The organism is Gordonia lacunae, from assembly GCF_002149015.1.
In the GTDB taxonomy this organism is placed as follows: domain Bacteria; phylum Actinomycetota; class Actinomycetes; order Mycobacteriales; family Mycobacteriaceae; genus Gordonia; species Gordonia lacunae.
In genome coordinates this window covers 234,421-250,081 of record NZ_NGFO01000004.1, presented here as the reverse complement: position 1 = coordinate 250,081, position 15,661 = coordinate 234,421, and the positions used below count along the sequence as shown (strand labels likewise).

Sequence of the window (15,661 nt, the reverse complement as noted above, 5' to 3'; positions counted from 1 at the left end):
GTAGGGGGCTGGGCGGTAGGGGCTGACGAGTGCGGTGGTTGCGTCGCTCAGCGGAAGATGAATCCGCCGTCGACGACGATGGTCTGACCGGTGACGAAGGCGGCGTCTTCGGACAACAGGAAGCGGACCACCCCGGCGACGTCCTGCGGGGTCTGTTCGCGGTCGAGTGCGCGTCCGGCGGCGTAGGTCCGATATCGATCATCGGGGACACCTTCGGTGGCCTCGACCCGGATCAGTCCGGGCGCAACGGCATTGACGCGGACACCGTGTGGGCCGGCGTCGCGGGCCATCGAGCGCGTCATCCCGATGACCGCGGCCTTGGACGACACATAGTGCACCAGCCGCGGCGACCCGTACATGGCGACGTCGGAGGCGATGTTCACCACGGCGCCGCGTGATCGGGACAGCAACGGCCACAGGTACTTCGTGACCGACCAGGTGCCGCGGACATTGACGTCGGTGAGCCGGCCGAACTCGTCGTCGGCCAGCTCGAAGAACGTCGCACCGCCGACACCGTCGGCGATGGCGGCGTTGTTGACCAGCCCCACGACCTGATCACCATCGGCATCGAGGCGATGTGCGAGGGCACGGACGGAGTCGACGTCGGCGATGTCGGTGACGAACGCCAGCGCGTCGTGGCCGCTTTCGCGAAGTGCGGCTTCCGCGCGACCGGCGGTCTCGGGGTCCCGTTCGGCGATCACGAGCCGGTGGCCGTCGCGGCCGAGCCGTTCGGCGATGGCTCTGCCGAGACCGCGCCCGCCACCGGTCACGACAACCGTCCCGGCGGTCACGGCAGGTTCCCGAGGAAATCCAGGACGTGGTCGGCGACCGCACCGGGGTGCTCCTGGATGGCGACATGCCCGGCGTCGGGGACGATCCGGAAGCCGGCACCGGGGATGCGTTCGGCCAGGAGGCGCGACTCGTCGACTCCGGTGATGGTGTCGTGCTCGCCGACGAGGACGAGGGTGGGTGCGGCGATGGACGACAGGGCGGCGTCGAGGTCGGTGGTGGCCATGAACTCCGCCGCGACCGCGAAGCCGGGCAGACGTACGGCGGACATGGTGCGTCGGACCTCGGCGGTGACCGAGGGGTCGGCGTCCGGGGCGGTGAGGGCCGCGGCCCGTTCGGCGGCCACCGCGGCGGGACCACGTGTGGCGAGAACGCCAGCGCGCGAGCGCATCGCGGCGGCCCGCTCCGGTGAGGTGCCCGAGCCCCGGGTGCTGTCGGCGACGATGAGCGCCGCGACGAGATCGGGGCGTCGTAGTGCGAGGGACATCGCGATCACCCCGCCCCACGACGTGCCGAGCAGAACCACCGGCCGGTCAGGGGAGACCGCCTCCACCAGCTCTGTGATCTCGTCCACCAGGTCGAGACCCGGGTGGGGATCCAGAGATCGTCCATAGCCGGGCGCGTCCGGGCACCAGCTGTGCAGTCCGGCGGCGGCCAGTCGCGTGGCGAGGGGCCCGCACGATGAGGCGCGTCCGCCGATGCCGTGAAGAAGTACGACGTCGTGGTCACCACGGCGGACGGCCGGGTGCTCCTCGACGTGGATGCGGTCGAGAACCGTTGTGGCGGTGGTCATGCGGCACCCACCGGCTCGGGAAGGGCGATGAAGTAGTCGGGGTCGCGCGGTGTCACCAGGGAGCTCGCACCGTGGTCGGGGATGCCCGCCATCGCCGAGCGGACCGCGGTCGTCGGCGGGCCCGCGGTTCCCCACTGATCGGACAGTTCGGGTGTGCGGCGCCAGGTTCGGCACAGCCAGGCGTCCTCGTCGATCTGTGCGACCTCGGAGGTGTACTCGCAGACCAGACCCGCCGGATCGGTGAAGTAGGAGAAGGTGTTGTCGCCGGGGCCGTGCCGGCCCGGCCCCCACTGCGGCGAGATCCCGTGGGAGCGCAGGTTGCCGATGCCGCGCATGAAATGGTCGATCGAGGTCATCTCGTAGGCGACGTGGTTCAGCGCGGGCCAGGCCGCCTGGTTCAGCGCGATCACGTGGTGTTCGGAATTGCATCGCAGGAACGACATCTGGCGTTCTGACCAGTCCGACACCCGCATTCCCAGGACCTGGGTGTAGAACGCCGTGATCCGCTCGATGTCGGTGGTGTTCAGCACGACGTGGGCGATCTTGCGCGGAATGGCACGACGCCCCGCCGGCTCCTGCGACGACACGGCGTGGACGTCCGCCGACAGTTCGACAGTGCGCCCCTCCGGGTCGACGAGTGCCAGACCGTAACCGCCGCCGGCGTCGCCGAGCGGCCCGGGTTCGCGGAGGAGCGGCACCCCGATCCGTTCGAGTGCGCGGGCGGCGTCGTCGACCTCCCGCGGTGTTCCGAGCGCGAAGCTGAAGCCGCCCAGGGCGTTCGAGTCGCCGCGGCAGAGGTCCAGGACGTGGTGTTCGGTGCCCGTGGCGCGGAGCCAGAACCGATCACCGTCCTCGTCGACCGTGCTCAACCCCCACACCTCGTGATAGAAATCCCGCGAGGCCAGGGGATCGGGCACGCTCAGCGTGACCGACCGCAGGCTGCGCAGACGGCACACCGGCTGGTCGGTGAGAACGGGAAGCTGGGAGTAGAGCACGGGATTCCCCTAGAGGTCGAGTACGAGTTCGGCTGAGCGGCAACGGGAGACGCACGGGAGCATCGTGTGGCCGCTCGCGTGTTCGGTTTCGGTGAGGACGAAGTCGCGGTGGTCGAGGTCGCCCTTGACGACCCCGACCTCACAGGTGCCGCAGATGCCTTCGGTGCAGGAGCTGGGGACATCCACCCCGGCGTCGGCGAGCGCGTCGAGTACGGAGACGTCGGCGGGTACCGGAATCCGTTGTCCGGTCCGGTCGAGGACGACGTCGAAGGCCGTGTCGCCGTCGGAGTCCACCTGGACGACCGGCGCGGCGAAACGTTCGCTGCGCAGGGGGATCTCCGGGGGCAGGACCTCGGCGACGGCGTCGAGGAGGGCGGCCGGCCCGCAGCAGTACGCCACCGACCCGGCAGGCGCGCCCGCGAACAGGGCTCGCAGATCGGGCAGCCCGCCGCGCTCGTCGTCGGCGTGGACGATGGCCGATGCCGAGTGCGCGGACACCTCGTCGACGAAGGCCATCGACGGTCGCGAGCGACCCGCGTAGAGCATGTGCCACGAGCGGCCCTCGGACTCCAGCCGACGCATCATCGCGACGATGGGGGTGATGCCGACGCCGCCGGCGATCAGGATGTGGTGCGCGGCATCTGAGTCGATCGAGAAGGCGTTGCGGGGACCGTCGACCTCGATCTCGGCACCGATGGACAGCCGATCGTGCACGTAGCTGCTTCCGCCCCGGGACTTCTCGGCCCGGAGGACGGCCACGGTCCACCGTGACGAGTCCTCCGGCGCCGAGCACAGGGAGTACTCCCGAACGAGTCCGTCCGGCAGACGAAGCGCGACATGCGACCCCGGTTCCCAGCCCGGGAGTTCGGCACCGGACGGGTCCACGAGGGTGATGCTCGTGACACCGTCGGCCTCCCAGGTCTTCTGGTGCACGCGAAGGACTCTCGCCGTGTCTGCGGACATGGTGGACACCTCTCGGGTTCGGTCGGGCGGGCGGAGGTTCAGCGAGTGACGCCGAACATCTCCGAGCTCGGGGGGTAGGTGGGCAGCTGCGGCTTCTCGGCGCCGATGATCACGCAGAACAGCGCGTCGGTGTCGCCGACGTTGGCGAGGCTGCGGGGGACGCCGGCGGGGACGCGGATGAGGTCGCGGTAGCCGAGGCGACGGACCGCCTTCTTGGTGCCGTCCGCCACATCGTGGACGGCGACCTCGAGCTCGCCTTCGAGGACGAAGAACACCTCTTCGACGTCGTGGTGGGTGTGCTCGGGTCCGACGGCGCCGGCGGGCAGGCGCATGTTGGAGAAGGTGAAGTGGTCCGACGGCAGGGTACGGCTGTCGTTCTCGTGGTTGCCGGTGGCACCCGAACCGATGTAGCGGATCTGGGCGCGCTTGAAGCGGTCACCGCCGGCGGCGGCCTGGAAACCCAGTGTGTCCCAGTCCTCGTGCCGGGTCTCGCGGCTGGCGATGCAGGAGTCGATCTGTTGCTCGAGGTCGGCGGTGGTCTTCGCTGGTGCGGTCATGGTGGTGATTCCTCTCGGCGTTGCGGGTGGGGTTGGGAGTACGGAAGTCGTCCGGGGGGTCAGGACGCGTGGGCGATCGCCTCGATCTCGACGGTCGCGCCGTAGGGCAGCGCGGCCACCTCGACGAACGACCGGGCCGGGCGCGGTGCGTCGAAGACGGTCTCGTAGTGACGGTTCGCGGCGTCGCGCAGGGAGACGTCGGTGACGAAGTAGGTGGTCTTGACGACGTCGGCCAAGGTCATGTCGATCGTGGCAAGGCGCTCGCCGAGGCGGGCCATCGCCGCGTCGAGCGCGGCGTCGACGCCCGACACGGCCACGCCCTCCTCGTCCACGGACAGTGCGCCGGAGACGAAGCCGAAGCCGGCGACGGCGTACGCGGGACTGTAGGGGTGCGCGGCGCCCTGCTCGCTTGTGGCGGAGTCGGTTGTGGTCATGGATGTGGTTCCTTTCATCGAAGTGGGCGCGTGAACGGTCCGATCGGTCACGGGTGGCGACCCCACGCGATCGGCTCGTCGCTGCGGTCGAGGTAGATGCTCTTCTGGTCGGAGTACTGACGGATCGCCGCACGGCCCTTCTCGGTGCCGAGCCCGCTGTCGCGGAGGCCGGTGAACGGCGTCGAGATCGAGAACTGCTTGTACGTGTTCACCCAGACCGTTCCGGCATCGATCGCATCGCCCACCCGCAGCGCGCGGCGGTAGTCCTCGGTCCACACGCCGCAGGCCAGCCCGTAGACGGTGTCGTTGGCCTGGGCCACGACGTCGGCCTCGCCGTCGAACGGGATGATCACCGCGACCGGCCCGAAGATCTCCTCCTGGCTGATCCGGTCGGTGTTGGCGACCCCGGTGAGCACCGTCGGCGGGTAGTACCAACCGTTTGCCAGCGCTCCGTCGACGGGAATCGTGCCGCCGCACCGTACTTCGGCGCCGTCGGCCACCGCCCGGGCGACGGTGTCGGCCACCGAGTCGCGATGTGCGGCCGAGATCATCGGCGCGACATCGGTGTCGGGGTCGGTGCCGGGTCCCATCCGCAACCGGTCGGCGCGTCGCACCAGATCGCTCGTGAAGGCCTCGAACACACTGCGCTGCACAAACACTCGCGAACCGGCGATGCAGCTCTGGCCAGTCGACGAGAAGATGCCGTACAGCACGCCCTGGGCGGCGCGCTCGAGATCGGCGTCGGCGAAGACGATGGTCGGGGATTTGCCGCCCAGTTCCAGGGTGATCGGCATGAGTTTGTCGGCCGCGATCCGGCCGAGGTGGCGCCCGGTGCTCGTCCCGCCGGTGAAGGTGACCTTCGCGACGTCGGGGTGGCGGACGAGCGCCTCGCCGACGGTCCGGCCCGGTCCGGGGAGGACGGACAGGACACCACGCGGCAGGCCGGCCTCCTCGCAGATGCGGGCCAGCAGCAGGGTCACCCAGGGTGCCCAGACCGGCGGTTTGCTGACCACCGCGTTGCCCGCGGCCAGCGCGGGCGCCAGCTTCTGGGCGTCGGAGGCGATCGGAGAGTTCCACGGCGTGATGGCGCCGATGACACCCATCGGACGATGCGTCGACATCGTGAGCCACGGGCCGCGCGGCGTTGTGAGTGCGCCGTCGGAGGTCTCTGCCGCAGCCGCCATGTAGCGGAAGGTGTTGGCTGCGCTCGCGGCGAGAGCTGTTGTCTCGGCGAGGGTCTTGCCGGTGTCGAGGGTCTGCAGGCGCGCGATGCGCTCCCGCGCGGCGTCGATCCCGTCACCGATCCGATGGAGAACAGCGGCGCGCTCGTGGGGGAGTGCACCGGCCCAGCCGCTGTCGTCCGCCGCGCGCAGTCCGGCGCGAACGGCGGTGTCGACGTCGGCCGGGGTGGCCCCGTGCAGTGTCGCGAAGACCTGGCCGGTGGCCGGGTTCACGGACTCGATCAGATCTCCGGCGCCGACCTCCCAGTGCCCGCCGACGTAGATGCGGTCGTCGAGATCGCGGGAGTCGATCCCGGGATGGGTGGAGGTACTCGTCACGAGGGGCATGTGAATCCGTTCAGAGGAGGTGGCCGAGGGCCGAGCCAAATATCTTTGCGCTAAGACAGTTGTAAAGCCTTAGCGCTAAGAGGTCAACCTCGAAGAAGCCCACATCAGGGGCTTGTTACACGGGATTTACGCCTACGAAATGGAAGAGACGCAGGTCACAGACGGTGTGTTGGCCATCACGAACGACGCGGAAAAAGTTTCGCGGCGGCGTCAGACAGCGGCGATCGGGTCCGTTTCGCCGGGGTCGAGACCGTCCCCCAGGACCGCGAATCGCGCGGAGTGTTCGAGCGTGCCCAACAGCTGGGCGAGTTGGGCGGCCTCGTCCTCGGAGAGTTCGGCGAGCATGACGCGGAGCTTCGCGAAGTGCTCGTCGGCGATGCGGTCGACGAGCGCCGCGCCCTCGGGGGTGAGTTCGACGTAGACCACGCGCGCATCTGAACGGTCGCGGGTTCGGGTCACGAAGCCGGCGTCCTCGAGCCGTTTGACGCGCAGGGACAGGCCGCCGGTGGTGACGAGCGTCTGTTCGGCGAGTTCGCCCGCGGTCAGGCGATGGTCGGGGACGGCGCGGCGCAGACAGGCGAGAACGTCGAAGCCGGAGTCGGTGATGTTGTGCTCGTCGAAGGTCGACGCGATACGCGCCTTGTAGACGAGGAAGCTGCGGTGGAGCCGGCCGAACACCTTGAGCGCCGAGACGTCGAGCTCGGGCCGGGCGACGGCCCAATGGGACACGATGACGTCGACACCATCCATGCTGGCGAGGTTAGTGGATCATCGTGCGAGGAAGGCTCCCACCGTCGCCTCGAAGGCGGCCTTTGCCTCGATCATCACCCAGTGCCCGCACTTCGGGAAGATGTGCAGCTCGGCGTCGGGGATCAGTCGCATCGGGATCATCGACATGTCCGGCGGGCTGACGCGATCGTCGCGGCCCCAGGTCAACAGCGTCGGGCATGCGACCTTGTGCATCGACGCCCAGTAGGGCGGATTGTCGGACGCGGCCATGAACTGCTGCTGCATCTCGAATGCCGCTGAGCCGTACATCATCTGCGCCGTCTTCTGCGCGTCGGGATTGATGGCCGCCGCCCAGCGCTCGGCGATGAGCTCCTCGGTGACCAGCGAGCGGTCGAAGACCATCGACGTGAGCCAGCGGACCAGTTTGTCCTTGTCGGGGGCGTCGGTGAACTCCTGCAGCAGGCGCAGACCCTCACTGGGGCTGGGGCTGAACACATTCGGGCCGACGCCGCCGATGGTCACGAGCTTCTCGACCCGCTCGGGCTTCTTGATCGCCAGGTTGACGCCGACCACGCCACCCATCGAGTTGCCGATCATCGCGGCCTTGTCGATGCCGAGCGCGTCCATGAACCGGATGACCGAACTGCCCGCGGTCAGCACCGGGTGGCCCTCGACCGCGTCGCTCACGCCGAAGCCGGGGAACTCGATCACGAAACAGCGGTGGGTCCGGGCGAAATGTCCGAGGTTCCCTCGGTAGTTACGCCAACCGGTCACGCCGGGGCCGGATCCGTGCAACAGGATCAGCGGCGGCGCGTCGGCGTCGCCGGCCTCGTGATAGCGCAGCGTGCCCTGGTCGGTCGTCAGTTCCCGTTTGGTCGCATCGAAGGTGACATCCACGTCGACCAGACTAGAACGTGTTCTAATCCGTTGTCACCGGGTGGGCGTGATCCGCCCGATCTGCGGAGGTGAGGTGCCCGACCCCGATGATGTCGTGCAGGATGCGATGCACGATCGCGTCGCCGACGACCTCGTAGTGGACCATGCGGCCGGCCTTCTCCGACCGGACCCACCCCTGATCGCGCAGCTTGCGGATCGACTGGGAGGCGGCGTTCTCGGTGATCCCGATCCGGGTGGCGAGTTCGGCGACCGTCGAGCCGGGGTTGGCATGCATCTCGGCGACGAGTCGGAGCCGGTTCGGGTCGCTGAGCAGCATGAACCGTGCGGCCCACGAGTCCGCATCGAAATCGGTCACCGGCTCCTCCTCGTCGTCACGGCGGCACTGACGGTCTGGCGCCCATCGTTCACCACGGCCTCCGGTGGCGGCAAATGTGTGTCTGGGAGAACATATGTCTGTGTACACAGGTGTGGGTCGATTGTCATCGACCGTTCGCGGACTCGCCACGGCCGGTGCGGCCCTCCTGGTCGTGACGGTCGCGGTCGCCGGCTGCTCGACGTCGGAGCGCGCCCCGCTGACCGATCAGATCGTGCTCGGAGAGGGACAGGACCTCGGTGACCTCAACCCGATGATGGGCTACGCGCAGCTCGGCGTGTCACCCATCTACGACGGCCTCCTCACCCCGGCCGCCGACGGCGACGACCGCGTTCCCGACCTCGTCCCGGCGCTCGCCGCATCCCGCCCCGAGCGCGTCGCGCCGCGAACCTGGCGGGTGCCGCTCAAGAGTGGTGTCACGTTCTCCGACGGCACCGCCTTCGATGCCGCCGACGTCGTCGCGACCTACCGGGCCGTCGTCGATCCACGCGTCGCGTCGCAGATCTCGACCGACTTCGCGCCGATCGTCGCGGTCGAGGCCGACGGGCCCGGGGCGGTGACGGTCCGGATGAAGACCGACGCCGACCCCTCGCCGTACCTGCTCGTGGGTGTCGTGCCCGCCGAGCGTGTGGAGGATGCGCCGGCCGCGGAGTGGGCGCTGAACACCGAGCCGGTCGGTACCGGGGCCTACCGGCTCGGGTCGCTCGATCCTGACCAGGCGGTTCTCGTTGCGCGCGAGGACTACTGGGGCAGACGGCCGGCCGTGCAACGCATCGTCTACACCCACGTCCCCGACGACAACACGCGCGCACAACGGATCGCCGCCGGTGAGATCGACGGCGCGAACCTGCCGCCGAGGCTCGCCGAGAGCCTCGAAGGTCGTGCCGGGATCGATGTGGTGTCGGTGAAATCCGCCGACTGGCGCGGCATCTCGCTGCCGAGCGCGAACCCGTTCACGGCCGACCCGGCTGCTCGCCTCGCCATGAACATGGGGGTCGATCGGCAGGCCGTCGTCGACGACGTGCTCACCGGCGACGGCGAACCCGCCAGCACGCCGATCGCCTCGGTGTACGGGACGAACGTCTACGACGAGGGAGTGCAGTTCGGCTTCGACGCCGATCGTGCGCGGGCGACACTCGACGCGGCCGGGTGGCGGCAGGCGGCCGACGGTGTCCGGGCCCGGGGGGCCGACCGGGCATCGTTCGCCCTCCTCTACAACGCCCAGGACACTCTCCGCCGTGATCTGGCGGTGGCGTTCGCCGCGGCGATGAAACGGATCGGCGTCGAGGTGCTCACCCGCGGAACGAGCTGGGACGACATCGATTCCGAATTGACCACGGCAGCGGTGCTTCTCGGCGGCGGCGCGACGCCGTACAGTATCGACTCGCAGGTCTATGACACCCTGCACACGCGGGTTCCGGACTCGTCGCCGTACTCCAACCCGGGCGACCTCACCGCCCCCGGGCTCGACGCCCTGCTCGACGAGGCGCGTGCGAGCGCCCCCGGGCCGGCGAACGACCAGCGGTACCGACGCATCCAGCAGGTCTACGCGGCTGCGCCGACGTACGTCTTCCTGGCCTTCCTCCATCACACCTATGCCTCCCGCGGCGATGGCGGGCGGCACGACGCACCCATCCTCGAGCCGCACTCGCACGGCGTCACCTGGGGTCCGTGGTGGAACATGCCGTCGTGGCAACCGGCCTCATGACCTCACTCGCCTCGTCGGTGCGGTCGGCGCCCGGTGACGGGACCGCCGGACGTCGACCGCCACGTGAGCGCGCACGGCGGCGCCACTCGCGCACTCACCGGGCCGGGCGGTTGCTGCTCCGGCGCATCCTCGTGTTGATCCCGACGACGATCATGGTGTCCCTGGGGATCTTCGCCGTCGCCGCCGCGTCACCCTTCGATCCGCTCACCGCTCATCTCGGCGACAACTATCAGTCGGCGACCCCCGCCCAGCGGGCGGCGACCGCGGCCGCCTATGACGTGGACCAGCACTGGCTGAGCGCCTGGTGGCACTGGTGGGGCGCGCTCCTCCACGGTGACCTGGGCTGGTCGTCGACCCAGGGGCAGGCGGTGGGAGAGGTGATCGCACAACGGCTTCCGTTCACTCTCGGGATGTCGGCGGCCGCGCTGATCTCGGCCGCGCTGATCGCCGTCGTCGGTGGTGCCGTCATCGGTATGCGGCGGGGCGGGCTGTTGGATCGGGCGTGCACGGCGCTGGCGGCCATGCTGGCCGCGACCCCGCCGTTCGTGGTGTCGCTGGTGCTGGTCAGCATCTTCGCGGTCGCGCTGGGGTGGTTCCCGACCTCCGGTGCCCGACGCCCCGGCGACGACTACTCCCTCGCGGGTCTGCTCACCCACGCAGTGTTGCCGTACCTGGCTCTGACGGTGTCGATGGTCCCGTGGTTGCTGCTGACCATGCGAGCCGCCGTCGTCGAGGCCACCGGCTCGGACCCGGTGCGGGCCGCGCGCGGCCGCGGGGTCGACGGGTGGGCGCTGCTGCGCGGGCACGTGGTTCCGGTGTCGGTGCTGCCCACCCTCGCGCTCCTCGGTACCCGACTGCCCGAACTCATCGCCGGCGCCGCCATCGTCGAGACCGTCTTCGGGTGGCCCGGTCTCGCCGAGGCGCTCGTGGATTCGGCTGTGGCGCTCGATTTCTCGTTGCTGGCCGCGCTCGCGGTCGGTTCCGCCGTGCTCGTCCTCCTCGGGTCGGCGCTGTCCGACGCGGCGGCCGTGTGGATCGATCCGCGGATCGGACTGACCGCATGACGGCCATCGGCGCCGCGACGAGTGTGCCTCGGGCGAGCCGTCGGGAAACGATCGGCCACCGCGCGGTTCTCATCGCGCCATGGGTGGTGCTGACGGTCCTGGTCGTCACGGCGGTCGGGTGGCCCGCGGTGGTCGGCGACCAGACCGCAGATTTCGCTCGTTCCCTGCTGCCCCCGGGTTCCGGAGCGGCTCTCGGGACCGATCACTCGGGCTACGACCTCGGTGTCAGAACCGCCGAGGGACTGCGGATCTCGCTGCTGATCGCCGCAGCGTGCGCGGTTCTGGCGACTGCCCTCGGCGTCGGTGTCGGTGTCGGTGCCGTGACGATCGGCGGGTGGTTCGACGCGGTGGTCATGCGCGTCGTCGACGGCGTCAACGCGTTGCCCCACCTGGTCGTCGGAGTCGTCATCGCCGCGATGTGGCGCGGTGAGCCGGTCGCGATCATCGCGTCGATAGCGCTGACCCATTGGCCGTCCGTCGCGCGGGTGGTGCGCGCCGAACTGCTCGAGGCGACGTCGTCGGGGTGGGTCGAATCCGCCCGCCTGGCCGGTGCGTCCCGCACCTTCGTCGCCGTCCGTCATCTGTTGCCCGCGGCGAGCGGGCAGGTGATGGTGGCGATGACCGTATTACTGCCGCACGCGGTCTGGCACGAGACGACGCTGTCGTTCCTGGGTGTCGGGCTCTCCCCGGATGCCGCGAGTCTCGGCACGCTGCTCGGGCAGGCGAGGGGAGACATCCTCACCGGTGCGTGGTGGACGCTGGTGGTGCCCGGCGTCGCCCTCGTGATCACCGCGCTCGCGTGCGCGGCCGCGGCGTCATCACTGCGGCGCACCACGGTGCCACCCGCCGGTGAGGTGTGGCGATGAGCGCCGGGCTCGACGGGGTGACGGTGGACATCATGACGCGGAACCGCTGGACCCCGTCGACGACCCGCGTACTCGACGACGTGACGCTGCCGTTGCCCGCCGGAACGGTGACCGCGCTGGTGGGTGAGTCCGGCTGCGGCAAGTCGATGGTCGCGTCGGTACTGACCGGTCTGCTCCCGCCGGGCTCTGCGCCGAGCGGGCGGCTGCGGGTCGGCGACGAGGCCTTCACCGATGGCGAACTCGTCGGCGCGGACCGCCGGTGGCGAGGACTCCGCGGGCGCCGCATCGGCGCGGTGCCCCAGTCGGCGTCGACCTCGTTCACGCCCGTACGCAGTGTCGGCGCCCAGCTCGACGAGGTGATCGGCACCCTCGGCGGATCACGGGATGCCGTCGAGCTGTGCCGGCGCGTGCACCTCGACCCCGCCGCGCTCCGGTTGTTTCCGCACGAGCTGTCCGGTGGGATGGCGCAGCGAGCCGCGATCGCCGCGGCCCTGGCCGGTGATCCGGACACCATCGTCGCCGACGAGCCCACTTCGGCGCTCGACGCCGAACTCTCGGCCGACATCTGGGAGCTCCTCGCCGAAGCCGCGAGCACCGGCGCAGCGGTGCTCGTGATCACGCACGACGTCGAGACGATGCGGCGCGGGTGCGATTCGGTGGCCGTCATGCGCGCGGGACGGATCGTCGACCACCGTCGGCTCGACGAGATCGCCGCCTCCGACGACGCCTATGTCGCCGGTTTCTTCGAGAGGGTGCCGTGACCGCGGACGACCTCCTCGTCGGTACCGGCCTGACGGCCCGCTTCGGCGACACCGCGCTGTTCGAGGGCCTCGACGTCGGCGTCGGCCCCGGGACGGTGACGGGTGTGGTCGGGCGGTCCGGGAGCGGCAAGACGACGCTGTTGCGCATCCTCGCGGGGCTCGCCGCGCCGACGGCCGGACACATTGCGTGGCCGGACGGGCGGCGTCCCGGCGACGTCGCCCTTCTCGCCCAGCACCCGCGGCTGGTCGCCAACCCGCGGTGGACGCTGCGCCGGATCGTCGCCGAACCCGCGTCGATCGCGAGACGCGACTGTGACGTCGAGCGTGCCGCGCTGCGCGTCGGACTCGACCCGGTCCTCCTGGACCGCTATCCGTCGCAGGTGAGCGACGGCCAACTCCAGCGAGCGTGCCTCGGCAGGGTCGTGGTGCAGCAGCCGCGGGTCGTGCTGTGCGACGAACCGACGGCGATGCTGAACCCGGTCGCGTCCCGGGCCGTGGCGTCGCTGCTCGACGACCTCGTCGCCGACGGGGCGGGACTCGTGCTGGTGAGCCACGACCGGCGACTCGTGCAGTCGCGGAGCCGGGGCGTCATCGACCTCGACCGGCGCTGACGGTCGTCTGTCGCCGAGTGGCTTCGACTCGCCTCCTCGCTCCGCTCGGTGCCGGCTCGACCAGCAGGGGGACCTCACATCTGCAGGCGGATGGCGTCGTCCTCGCCGAACTGGTCTTCGAGCACCTCGGGGGAGTAGTCGAGGTCGATCTCGGCGACGGGGCGGCCCCGGGCGGACTCGATCGCCGAAAGCCGACGCTGGGCGCGGTCGGCGGCGTAGGCGAGGAACTCGTCGTTGTCGAGGCCGAAGGGTTGGACCTCGAACTGCTGGTTGACCCACTCGATCATGCCCAGCGCGAGCGGCAGCAGCTCGTTCATGCGTTCGCCGACGGCGTCCCACAGCGAGTCGTCGGCCGCGACGTGCCGACGACACGTGAAGGTCCCCCACGCCATGTGCCGGCGCTCGTCGTCGCCGATGAACCGGATCAGCTTCTGCATCCCCGGGAAGATCCCGTACCGGGTGCACACCTTCTGCCACGCGTGGTAGCCGGTGAGGGCCAGACTGCCCTCGATCACGTGGTTGTAGGTGACGCTGGCGCGAATCTGGTTCCGGGGCGACGGGTCGTGGTCGAGGATGTGCAGCGACGTCGGGAGCTCCTCGTAGAACAACTGGTGATAGTAGGGATTCGCGCTGACGAAGCTCTGCAGGTCGCCGGTGAGGCCCACCGCGTCCATCCACCGCCGGAACACCTGGGTGTGCTTGGCCTCCTCGAAGCAGAACTGCGACAGGTACATCTCGTCGCCGAACCTGCCCTCGGTCGCCATCGCCTTCATGAACGGCTGGATGTCCTGGGTCACCGCCTCCTCGCCGGCGATGAACTGACTCACCAGATAGGTGGCGCTCCGGCGCTGCTCGTCGGTGAGCTCGGTCCAGTCCTGGGCGTCCTGCGAGAAGTCGATGGCGGCCGGATCCCAGAACCGCGCATTGCCTTTCACGAAGAGCCGCAACGGAAACGAGTCCCAGTTGAGACCGCCCTGTCGCAACGACGAGAAGTCCTGCCGGCCCTCCGCTTTGTGTTCGATGAGAGTCATGAGATCACCAGCCAGACACTTCGGAAGTGGAATACCCCGACGCTAACCCCTTCTTCGATCCGGAGACACGAAATCGGCCAACTCTGTTGCGGCGGAGAAGATCTACGGAGTGACGCCGATCGGACGGTGTTCTCGACCCCGCACCGGCACCCCGGGCGGTGGGTCGCCTCGTCGAGGGCCTCGGCACCGGCGCGTCACAGCGGTGGTGACCGACGCTCCCAGGTCGACTGCGCACCGGAACGGGACTGCTGGAACAACACCCCCAATCCTGTGCCATGGATCGCGTCAAACGCCTGCGAGAGTGTCGACGGTGGACCACCATGTGACCTACGTCGCATAAGCAGACGGCGATATCTGACGCCCCGAGTCGGGGCAGCACGAGCGAGGAGCACGAATGAAGACCAAAGGTGCAGTTCTGCGCAATCCGGGCGAAGAGTGGAAGATCGAGGAGTTCGAGCTCGGCGATCCGGTGGCGGGCGAAGTCCAGGTCAAACTCGTCAGCTCGGGTTTGTGCCACTCGGATCACCATCTGCGGACCGGCGACAGCCCGGCACCGATGCCGGTACTCGGAGGTCACGAGGGTGCCGGCGTCGTGACGAAGGTGGGTCCGGGTGTGACCCGACTCAAGGAGGGCGACCACGTCGTCACCGCGTTCATCCCCGCCTGCGGCACGTGTGAGCCGTGCTCGCGCGGCCAGCAGAACATCTGCGACGAGGGTGCGCGCCTCCTGACGGGTCTGTCCATCGCCGACGACACCAACCGCGCGTACACACACGACGGGGTTCCCCTGGTACAGATGTGCATGCTGGGGACGTTCGCGCCCTACATCACCGTCAACCAGGCGTCGCTGGTCAAGATCGAGGACGACATCCCGCTGCAGGCGGCCGCGCTGCTCGGCTGCGGCGTCGCCACCGGTTGGGGTTCGGCTGTCGAGATCGGCGGAACCCATGCCGGCGACACCGTCGTCATCGTGGGCATCGGTGGCGTGGGCATCAACTCGGTACAGGGTGCGGCCGCGGCCGGCGCGCGAAACGTCATCGCCGTCGACCCCGTGCCGTTCAAGTTGCAGATGGCCGAGAAGCTCGGTGCGACACACACGTTCCCGTCGATGGAGGCCGCGCTCGAGGCGATCGGCGACATCACCTGGGGCAAGATGGCCAACACCACCATCCTGACGGTCGGTGAGATCGACGGTTCGATGATCGCCCCGGCCCTCGCGCTCACGGGCAAGGCGGGACAGGTCGTCGTGGTGGGCATGGGCAACTTCGCCGCGATGGACGCCCAGATGAACCTGTTCGATCTCACCCTCATGCAGAAGCGCGTGCAGGGCGCGATCTTCGGCGGCGCCAGCCCCCGGACCCAGGTCCCGGCGCTGCTCAACGAGTACCGAGCGGGCAAGCTCAACCTCGACGACCTGGTCACCAAGACCTATCGTCTCGACCAGATCAACGAGGCCTACGACGACATGCTGGCGGGCAACAACATCCGCGGCATGATCGTCTACGGCGACGACGACTACTGA

At 69.4% G+C, this 15,661-nt stretch carries 17 protein-coding genes; 6 read left to right on the top strand and 11 right to left on the bottom strand.

All coding sequences use genetic code 11. From position 1 onward, the window contains the following. Positions 1-47: 47 nt before the first annotated feature. From CA982_RS05555 to CA982_RS05510, 10 genes are all read right to left on the bottom strand, one after another. Positions 48-791: an SDR family oxidoreductase gene (locus CA982_RS05555; RefSeq protein ID WP_086534336.1), complete on the bottom strand. Its 744-nt coding sequence runs from the start codon at positions 789-791 to the stop codon at positions 48-50. Then, a complete protein-coding gene (locus tag CA982_RS05550; RefSeq protein WP_086534335.1) occupies positions 788-1,582 on the bottom strand; it encodes an alpha/beta fold hydrolase in 795 nt (264 codons plus the stop codon). Before CA982_RS05550 ends, CA982_RS05555 begins: the two co-directional genes overlap by 4 nt. Beyond that, the gene (locus CA982_RS05545) at positions 1,579-2,577 is read right to left on the bottom strand and encodes a VOC family protein (protein WP_086534334.1); all 999 of its coding nucleotides are present in this window, start codon (positions 2,575-2,577) and stop codon (positions 1,579-1,581) included. The genes CA982_RS05550 and CA982_RS05545 overlap by 4 nt, the downstream gene beginning before the upstream one ends. A 9-nt stretch (positions 2,578-2,586) precedes the next feature. Continuing rightward, positions 2,587-3,540 (bottom strand): PDR/VanB family oxidoreductase, encoded by a 954-nt coding sequence (locus CA982_RS05540; RefSeq protein WP_208617885.1) that lies wholly within the window; start codon positions 3,538-3,540, stop codon positions 2,587-2,589. A 38-nt stretch (positions 3,541-3,578) separates the two neighbouring features. Then, entirely contained in the window at positions 3,579-4,097 is a 519-nt protein-coding gene (locus tag CA982_RS05535) for a cupin domain-containing protein (protein ID WP_086534332.1), read from the bottom strand. 59 nt (positions 4,098-4,156) lie between these two features. Next, the gene (locus CA982_RS05530; protein ID WP_086534331.1) at positions 4,157-4,531 is read right to left on the bottom strand and encodes a RidA family protein; all 375 of its coding nucleotides are present in this window, start codon (positions 4,529-4,531) and stop codon (positions 4,157-4,159) included. A 47-nt stretch (positions 4,532-4,578) separates the two neighbouring features. Continuing rightward, positions 4,579-6,099, bottom strand: coding sequence for an aldehyde dehydrogenase (locus tag CA982_RS05525; RefSeq protein WP_086534330.1), 1,521 nt, complete (start codon positions 6,097-6,099; stop codon positions 4,579-4,581). Positions 6,100-6,309: 210 nt separating this feature from the next. Continuing rightward, the gene (locus CA982_RS05520) at positions 6,310-6,849 is read right to left on the bottom strand and encodes a MarR family winged helix-turn-helix transcriptional regulator (protein ID WP_086534329.1); all 540 of its coding nucleotides are present in this window, start codon (positions 6,847-6,849) and stop codon (positions 6,310-6,312) included. 18 nt (positions 6,850-6,867) lie between these two features. Continuing rightward, positions 6,868-7,725, bottom strand: a complete 858-nt coding sequence (locus CA982_RS05515; RefSeq protein WP_086534328.1) for an alpha/beta fold hydrolase — start codon at positions 7,723-7,725, stop codon at positions 6,868-6,870. 22 nt (positions 7,726-7,747) lie between these two features. After that, complete coding sequence (locus CA982_RS05510) at positions 7,748-8,080, bottom strand: ArsR/SmtB family transcription factor (RefSeq protein WP_086534327.1); 333 nt, start codon at positions 8,078-8,080, stop codon at positions 7,748-7,750. Between the two features lie 94 nt (positions 8,081-8,174). Between CA982_RS05510 and CA982_RS05505 the strand changes: the two genes are divergently transcribed. Genes CA982_RS05505 through CA982_RS05485 form a run of 5 tightly spaced genes read left to right on the top strand, consistent with a single transcriptional unit; the run spans position 8,175 to position 13,108 of the window. After that, positions 8,175-9,806 carry an ABC transporter substrate-binding protein gene (locus tag CA982_RS05505; protein WP_086534326.1) on the top strand — a complete coding sequence of 544 codons (1,632 nt, stop codon included), beginning with the start codon at positions 8,175-8,177 and terminating at the stop codon, positions 9,804-9,806. Then, positions 9,788-10,870 carry an ABC transporter permease gene (locus CA982_RS05500; RefSeq protein WP_086534366.1) on the top strand — a complete coding sequence of 361 codons (1,083 nt, stop codon included), beginning with the start codon at positions 9,788-9,790 and terminating at the stop codon, positions 10,868-10,870. The genes CA982_RS05505 and CA982_RS05500 overlap by 19 nt, the downstream gene beginning before the upstream one ends. Then, positions 10,867-11,736, top strand: a complete 870-nt coding sequence (locus CA982_RS05495; protein ID WP_086534325.1) for an ABC transporter permease — start codon at positions 10,867-10,869, stop codon at positions 11,734-11,736. Before CA982_RS05500 ends, CA982_RS05495 begins: the two co-directional genes overlap by 4 nt. Further along, positions 11,733-12,497, top strand: a complete 765-nt coding sequence (locus CA982_RS05490) for an ATP-binding cassette domain-containing protein (protein WP_086534365.1) — start codon at positions 11,733-11,735, stop codon at positions 12,495-12,497. Before CA982_RS05495 ends, CA982_RS05490 begins: the two co-directional genes overlap by 4 nt. Beyond that, a complete protein-coding gene (locus tag CA982_RS05485; protein WP_086534324.1) occupies positions 12,494-13,108 on the top strand; it encodes an ATP-binding cassette domain-containing protein in 615 nt (204 codons plus the stop codon). The genes CA982_RS05490 and CA982_RS05485 overlap by 4 nt, the downstream gene beginning before the upstream one ends. Positions 13,109-13,182: 74 nt before the next feature. Here the strand turns inward: CA982_RS05485 and CA982_RS05480 are convergent, their stop codons facing one another. After that, positions 13,183-14,139 (bottom strand): R2-like ligand-binding oxidase, encoded by a 957-nt coding sequence (locus CA982_RS05480; RefSeq protein WP_086534323.1) that lies wholly within the window; start codon positions 14,137-14,139, stop codon positions 13,183-13,185. Between the two features lie 394 nt (positions 14,140-14,533). Between CA982_RS05480 and CA982_RS05475 the strand changes: the two genes are divergently transcribed. Continuing rightward, positions 14,534-15,661 carry an NDMA-dependent alcohol dehydrogenase gene (locus CA982_RS05475; RefSeq protein WP_086534322.1) on the top strand — a complete coding sequence of 376 codons (1,128 nt, stop codon included), beginning with the start codon at positions 14,534-14,536 and terminating at the stop codon, positions 15,659-15,661.

Coding starts and splice junctions, on each gene's coding strand:
- CA982_RS05550 (WP_086534335.1), bottom strand. CDS start 1,582: ATGACCACCGCCACAACGGTTCTCGACCGCATCCACGTCGAGGAGCAC.
- CA982_RS05540 (WP_208617885.1), bottom strand. CDS start 3,540: ATGTCCGCAGACACGGCGAGAGTCCTTCGCGTGCACCAGAAGACCTGG.
- CA982_RS05535 (WP_086534332.1), bottom strand. CDS start 4,097: ATGACCGCACCAGCGAAGACCACCGCCGACCTCGAGCAACAGATCGAC.
- CA982_RS05530 (WP_086534331.1), bottom strand. CDS start 4,531: ATGACCACAACCGACTCCGCCACAAGCGAGCAGGGCGCCGCGCACCCC.
- CA982_RS05525 (WP_086534330.1), bottom strand. CDS start 6,099: ATGCCCCTCGTGACGAGTACCTCCACCCATCCCGGGATCGACTCCCGC.
- CA982_RS05520 (WP_086534329.1), bottom strand. CDS start 6,849: ATGGATGGTGTCGACGTCATCGTGTCCCATTGGGCCGTCGCCCGGCCC.
- CA982_RS05505 (WP_086534326.1), top strand. CDS start 8,175: ATGTCTGTGTACACAGGTGTGGGTCGATTGTCATCGACCGTTCGCGGA.
- CA982_RS05495 (WP_086534325.1), top strand. CDS start 10,867: ATGACGGCCATCGGCGCCGCGACGAGTGTGCCTCGGGCGAGCCGTCGG.
- CA982_RS05490 (WP_086534365.1), top strand. CDS start 11,733: ATGAGCGCCGGGCTCGACGGGGTGACGGTGGACATCATGACGCGGAAC.
- CA982_RS05480 (WP_086534323.1), bottom strand. CDS start 14,139: ATGACTCTCATCGAACACAAAGCGGAGGGCCGGCAGGACTTCTCGTCG.
- CA982_RS05475 (WP_086534322.1), top strand. CDS start 14,534: ATGAAGACCAAAGGTGCAGTTCTGCGCAATCCGGGCGAAGAGTGGAAG.